The organism is Hydrogenophaga sp., from assembly GCF_041633695.1.
Taxonomy (GTDB): Bacteria; Pseudomonadota; Gammaproteobacteria; order Burkholderiales; family Burkholderiaceae_C; genus Hydrogenophaga.
In genome coordinates, this window is record NZ_JBFJMY010000267.1 from 1 (window position 1) to 5,854 (window position 5,854).

Sequence of the window (5,854 nt, forward strand, 5' to 3'; positions counted from 1 at the left end):
CTTCTATACGCCCGAGCATCTGGCGTTCCGCGACGCGATGCGCCGCTTCGTCGCCCGAGAAATCAGTCCGCACGTGGATGCCTGGGACGAAGCCGAGTCCTTTCCTGTCGCGTTGTACCGCAAGGCGGCCGAAATCGGCCTGCTGGGCCTGGGTTTTCCTGAAGCCTTCGGCGGCAACGACGGCGACCTGTTCATGACCATCATCGCCGCGCAGGAACTGGCGCGTTGCGGTGCTGGTGGTGTCCTGGCGAGTCTGCTGTCGCACACCATCGGCTGCCCGCCCATCGTCAACGTGGGCAGCGAGGCGCTCCAGCAGCGCGTCTTGCCGCCGGTGCTGCGGGGCGAGAAGATCAGCGCACTCGGCATCACCGAACCCTCCGGCGGCTCGGACGTGGCCAACCTCAAGACCACGGCGCGCAGGGATGGTGATCACTATGTCGTCAACGGCTCGAAAACGTTCATCACCTCCGGCATGCGCGCCGACTTCTACACCGTGGCGGTGCGCACCGGCGGGCCGGGGCCGGGCGGCGTGTCGCTGCTGCTGATCGAGAAAGGCACGCCCGGCTTTACGCAAACGCCCTTGAGAAAAATGGGCTGGTGGTGCTCCGACACCGCCACCCTGTATTTCGACAACTGCCGCGTGCCGGTGGAGAACCTGGTGGGGGTGGAAAACCAGGGCTTCAAAGCCATCATGAAGAATTTCAACCGCGAGCGCATCTTTCTCGCCGCCGGCGCCAACGGTTTTGCCCGTGTCTGCCTGGACGAGGCGCTGGCCTGGTCGCGTGAGCGCGAGATGTTTGGCGACAAGTTGATCGACCAGCAGGTCACCCGCCACAAACTCGCCGACATGGCCATGCGCGTCGAGGCGACCCAGGCCCTGCTGGAATTGCTCGCCTGGCGCGTCGAAGAGGGCGACACGCCGGTGGGCGAAATCTGCCTGCTGAAAAACCAGGCCACCCAGACCATGGCCTATTGCGCCAGCGAGGCGGTGCAACTGCACGGCGGCGCCGGTTTCATGCGCGGCGTCAAGGTGGAGCGCATTTACCGCGAAGTCAAGGTCAACGCCATCGGTGGCGGCGCCGAAGAAGTGATGCGCGACCTGGCGGCGCGACAGCTCGGGTTTTACGCCTGATCTGTATGGACCTATGAGCCGCTCTCAATCCCCTGAGCAACCCAAGTCGGACCCGGCGCTGCCCGAGGCCATGCGCCTGGCCCTGGCGAACGCGCCAGCGCCTGACTGCGCGCACGGCTTCCCCCGCGCCTGGTGGCGCCACCTCGGCGCCAGCGGCCTGCTCGGCGTGGGCTTCGACAGCGACGGTGGGGCGCCCGTAGCGGACGCCGCGCTGGTCAGTACTGTGGCCGGCATCGTCGCCCGGGAATCCGCCAGTCTGGGGCTGGGCATGGCGTGGATGATGCAGCAAATGCTGGCGCGCTTCGTGCTGGCGCCGAATCTGCGCAGCGACCGGCATCGTGCGCTGCTGCAATCCATAGCGGTCGGCGACACCCTGCTGGCACTCGCGATCTCCGAGCCCGGCACGGGCGCACACCCCAAACACCTGAGCTGCCGTGCGGTGCGGGACGGCGACGAATGGCTTCTTGACGGCCACAAGGCCTTCGTCAGCAACGGCCCGGCCGCCGATGCCATCATCGTGCTGGCCGTCAGCGGCGAACACGAAGGGCGCAAGCGCTTCGATGCCTTCGTCGTTGAAGCCAACACACCGGGGCTGACCCGCGAGCTGGACGACAAAGTGCGCGGACTGGCGCCGCTCGGCCATTGCGGCCTGCGCCTGGTCGGCTGCCGGGTGCCGCAAAGCCAGCGCCTGGGCGAGCTTGGGCAGGCTTTCGACACCATCGCGCGGCCACTGCGCGCGATCGAAGACGCGCTGCTGCTGGGCCCGATGCTCGGCGCCATGCAAGCCGAGCTGGATACCCTGGCACGCTGGTTTCGCCATGCAGCCCGCACGCCGGCTTTGACCCGGGACCTGGGTGGCTTGCAACTCGAACTCGATGCCCTCTCGCCCGTGGCACGCCATGCCGCTCAGCACCTGGACCAGCATGGCCCCAACGAGGCGCTGGCGGCGTTCAACCTGGGCGCGCGCCGCCTGTTTGATCGCTGGCAAGGCACCTGTGAATCCTTTGCCGCAGCCCTGGACGACCATGAACCGGCCCTGCTCACCCTGGCGCGCGACCTGCGCCTGGTGCAGGGCATCGCCCGCAGCATCGCCGAATCCCGGCAATTCCAGGCCGGAGAAACCCTTTTGAAATCAACGACAACCCATGAAATCACTGCACCAAGCCCACTTTGATTCCGTTGACCTAGTCGCCAAAGCCTTCGCCTCGGTCGACTACATCGCCAGCCGCGAAATCTCCACCTCGGTCTATCTGGGCTTCAACCTGGAAAAGCCGATCCTGGTCGAAGGCCCGGCCGGCGTCGGCAAGACCGAACTGGCCAAGGGCATGGCCGAGATTCTCGACGTGCCCCTGATCCGCATGCAGTGTTACGAAGGCCTGGACGAATCCAAGGCTTTGTACGAGTGGAAATACGGCAAGCAATTGCTCTACACGCAACTGCTCAAGGACAAGCTGGGCGAGATGATGCAGGGCGCCGTCGGCCTGGCCGCCTCCATGGACAAGCTGCATGCGCACGACGACCTGTTTTTCAGCGAGCATTTCCTCGAACCGCGCCCGCTCTACCAGGCCTTGCACCAGGAGCGCGGCTGCGTGCTGCTGATCGACGAGATCGACAAGTCCGACCCCGAATTCGAGGCCTTCCTGCTCGAAGTGCTGTCCGACTACCAGGTCTCGGTACCCGAACTCGGCACCATCAAGGCCAAGGTCAAGCCCCTCGTCTTTCTCACCAGCAACAACACGCGCGAAATGAGCGACGCGCTCAAGCGCCGCTGCCTGCACCTGCACATCTCCTTCCCCAAAGCCGCGCTGGAGCGGCGCATCCTGGAGCGGCGCGTGCCCGGCCTGTCGGTAACACTGAACCGGGAGCTGGTGGCCTTCATCCAGGCGGTGCGCCAGTTGGACCTGAAAAAACTGCCCTCGGTCAGCGAAACCATCGACTGGGCCAAGACGCTGCTGCTGCTGCACGCCGAACACCTGAACCTGGACGTGGTGCGCGACACGCTCAATGTCTTCCTCAAGTTCGAGCAAGACATCGCCACCGCCAACGAGCAGATGTCCACCCTGCTGCAACAAGCGCGCAAGGATGCGGAGAGTCCCCGTGCAAGCCACGCTTGAAGATTTTTTCAAGGCGCTGCGCGGCAGCGACCTTGAAATCCATCTCAACGCCCAGGTCGATGCGGCGCGTGCCGTCGAACTGGTGGGTTGGAGCGACCGCGCCCTGCTCAAGAGCGCGCTGGGCACCACGCTGGCCAAGACCACGGTCGACCGCGCCCTGTTCGACGAGGCCTTTGACCGTTTCTTTCGTTTCAGCTCTTTTGAAAACCTGGCAGCCCCTGGCGGCGCGGTCCGGCCCGGCGTCCAACCCGGCGCCGACGCCACACCAGCGCAAGACCCGCCCGAGCAAAGCCCCAAAAACCAGACAGCCACCGGCTCCGGCGGGCCGGGCGGTTGCCAGGGCAGCGGCGGCCAGGCCTTGTCGCAGTTGTTGCTGTCGGGCGACTCGGCGGCGCTGGCCAAGCGCATGCAGGAAGCCGCGCGCGAGGTGGGCCTGACCGACATCTGGTTCTTCACGCAAAAGGGTTTTTACACCCAGAAGATCCAGCAGGCCATGGGCCTGGAACTGCTGGACCGCGAAATCTCTGACGCCAAACGCCAGACGCTGGCGCCCGAGCGCGCCGAGGAGCTTGAACTGGCGCGCAAAAAATTGTTCGAGGAGGTTCGCAATTTTGTCGAACGCAAACTCGCGCTCTTCGGCACGGCCCCGACGCGCCAGTTGCACGACGACTTCCTGCAAACGCAAAAGCTCTCCAACATCGAAAAGCGCGATTTCGCGCGCATGCACGTCATCGTCAGCAAAATCGCCAAGCGGCTGGCTGATCGCCACTCGCGGCGCAAGAAGCAGCGGGTGCGCGGCCAGCTCGACTTCCGCAAGACCCTGCGCAAGAACGCGGCCTACGACGGCGTGATGTTCGAGACCTTCTGGCGCTCCAAGGTGGTGGATCGGCCACGCGTGGTGGCGATCTGCGACGTCAGCGGCTCGGTGCGCCAGTACGCGCGCTTTCTGCTGCTGTTCCTGCACAGCCTGGGCGAGCAGGTCAGCGACGTGCGCAGTTTCGCCTTCACCAACCACCTGGTGGACGTGAGCGACACCTTCGAGCTGCTGCCGGTCGAGCAAGCGGTCGACAAAGTGATGCAGGCCGTGGGCGGCAGCGGCACCGACTACGGTCAAACCCTGCTCGATATTGAAGAACAATTGCTGGGCGACATCGACCGCCGCACCACGGTGCTGATCCTGGGCGACGCGCGCAACAACCGCGGCGAGGCGCATGTCGAGGTCATGAAGCAGCTTTATGAGCGCGCGCGCCGGGTGATCTGGCTCAATCCCGAGCCCACCTCGTTCTGGGGCCTGGGCGATTCGGAGATGAAGCGCTACGCGCCCTATTGCCACATCGCGCGCGAATGCAATTCCCTCACCCACCTGGAAAGCACACTCGACGCCTTGCTGCGCACCCATTCGGCCAGCGCGTAGAGCCCCCATCCCCCGCGCAAGGAACACCGCCATGGCCCGCCCCACCCTGCAACTGCACCCCCGCAAAGAACCGGCCGTGGCGCACCCAGCGGCCACCCTGCTGCTGCTGCGTGACGGAGCGCTGGGCGTCGAAGTGCTGATGACCCGGCGCTCGCCAAACGCCAGCTTCTTGCCCGGCGCCTATGTGTTCCCCGGCGGGCGAGTGGACGCCGACGACCACCAGACACACACGCTGGCGCGCGCCCCCGACGCGGGCGGACGCTACCGCACGGCGGCGCTGGCGGCGCTGCGGGAAACCTTCGAGGAACTGGGCATCCTGCTGGCCGTGCAGGCCGATGGCAGGCCCATCACCCGCACCCACCTTCAAGCGCTGGACCGCAGCCGGGCGCTGTACCCGCAACTGCAAGCCCAGGGCTGGTCACTGGCGGTCGATCAGGCGCGCATGCTGGCCTGCTGGACCACGGACCGCAGCGTGCCCAAGCGTTTCGACACCGTCTTCTTCGCTGCGCTGATGCCCGACCAGCAGGAACCGGTGGCCGACGAAATGGAGCAGTTCGAGCCGGTCTGGGTCCGGCCCCAGGATGCGCTGGCGCAGCACCAGGCCGGCAACTTCTTCATGATCTTCCCCACCATCCGCACCCTGCACTGGCTGTCGGCCTTCGAACAGGCCGGGCAGGCCCTGGCGGCCTGCACCGAGGACGAACCACTGTGGAACTCCACCCCCCGTGGTGGTCTGGTCGGCGGTCAACCGCAGCGCTTCATGGAGCAGGACCTGCCCTACGCCGAGCTCGCGCTGGTGTGCCCATCCGGACAACTGGAACATGCGCTGGACTGGCAGCACGAACGGCCGGTGCCCCTGCTGCGGAACCTACATCGCCTCACCGCCCCCAACGCCAGCGTCATGACCGGCCCCGGCACCAACAGCTACATCGTGGGTGACGCGGCCAGTGGCTACATCGTCATCGATCCGGGCCCCTTGCTGAACGACCATATCGAGCGCCTGCTGGCGTTCACGGCGGGCCAGATCACGGCCATCGTCTGCACCCACTCGCACGCCGACCACTCCCCCGCCGCACGGCCGCTGGCCCAGGCCTGCGCCCGCCTGACGGGCCGTACGCCGCCCGTGCTGGGCCTGGCCAGCGCCGCCACCGCCCGCTCCACAGCAGCCTTCGCCCCCGACCGCGCGCTGGCCGA

5 protein-coding genes are annotated in these 5,854 nt (G+C 66.2%); all 5 read left to right on the forward strand.

Annotated elements, in window-relative coordinates; all coding sequences use genetic code 11:
- The coding region (locus ABYB95_RS15520) for an acyl-CoA dehydrogenase family protein (protein ID WP_372659470.1) at positions 1-1,132 on the forward strand (1,132 nt) is incomplete at its 5' end.
- A 13-nt stretch (positions 1,133-1,145) separates the two neighbouring features.
- The gene (locus ABYB95_RS15525; protein ID WP_008905371.1) at positions 1,146-2,306 is read left to right on the forward strand and encodes an acyl-CoA dehydrogenase family protein; all 1,161 of its coding nucleotides are present in this window, start codon (positions 1,146-1,148) and stop codon (positions 2,304-2,306) included.
- Positions 2,278-3,246: a MoxR family ATPase gene (locus tag ABYB95_RS15530; protein WP_008905370.1), complete on the forward strand. Its 969-nt coding sequence runs from the start codon at positions 2,278-2,280 to the stop codon at positions 3,244-3,246. The genes ABYB95_RS15525 and ABYB95_RS15530 overlap by 29 nt, the downstream gene beginning before the upstream one ends.
- On the forward strand, positions 3,230-4,660 hold the full coding sequence (locus ABYB95_RS15535) for a VWA domain-containing protein (RefSeq protein ID WP_372659471.1): 1,431 nt from the start codon (positions 3,230-3,232) through the stop codon (positions 4,658-4,660). Before ABYB95_RS15530 ends, ABYB95_RS15535 begins: the two co-directional genes overlap by 17 nt.
- A 31-nt stretch (positions 4,661-4,691) precedes the next feature.
- Positions 4,692-5,854: NUDIX domain-containing protein (locus tag ABYB95_RS15540; RefSeq protein ID WP_372659472.1), on the forward strand; the 1,163-nt coding region annotated here is incomplete at its 3' end.

Excerpts from the sequence above, each read along its gene's own strand:
- ABYB95_RS15525 (WP_008905371.1), top strand. The coding sequence starts at position 1,146 with ATGAGCCGCTCTCAATCCCCTGAGCAACCCAAGTCGGACCCGGCGCTG.
- ABYB95_RS15530 (WP_008905370.1), top strand. The coding sequence starts at position 2,278 with ATGAAATCACTGCACCAAGCCCACTTTGATTCCGTTGACCTAGTCGCC.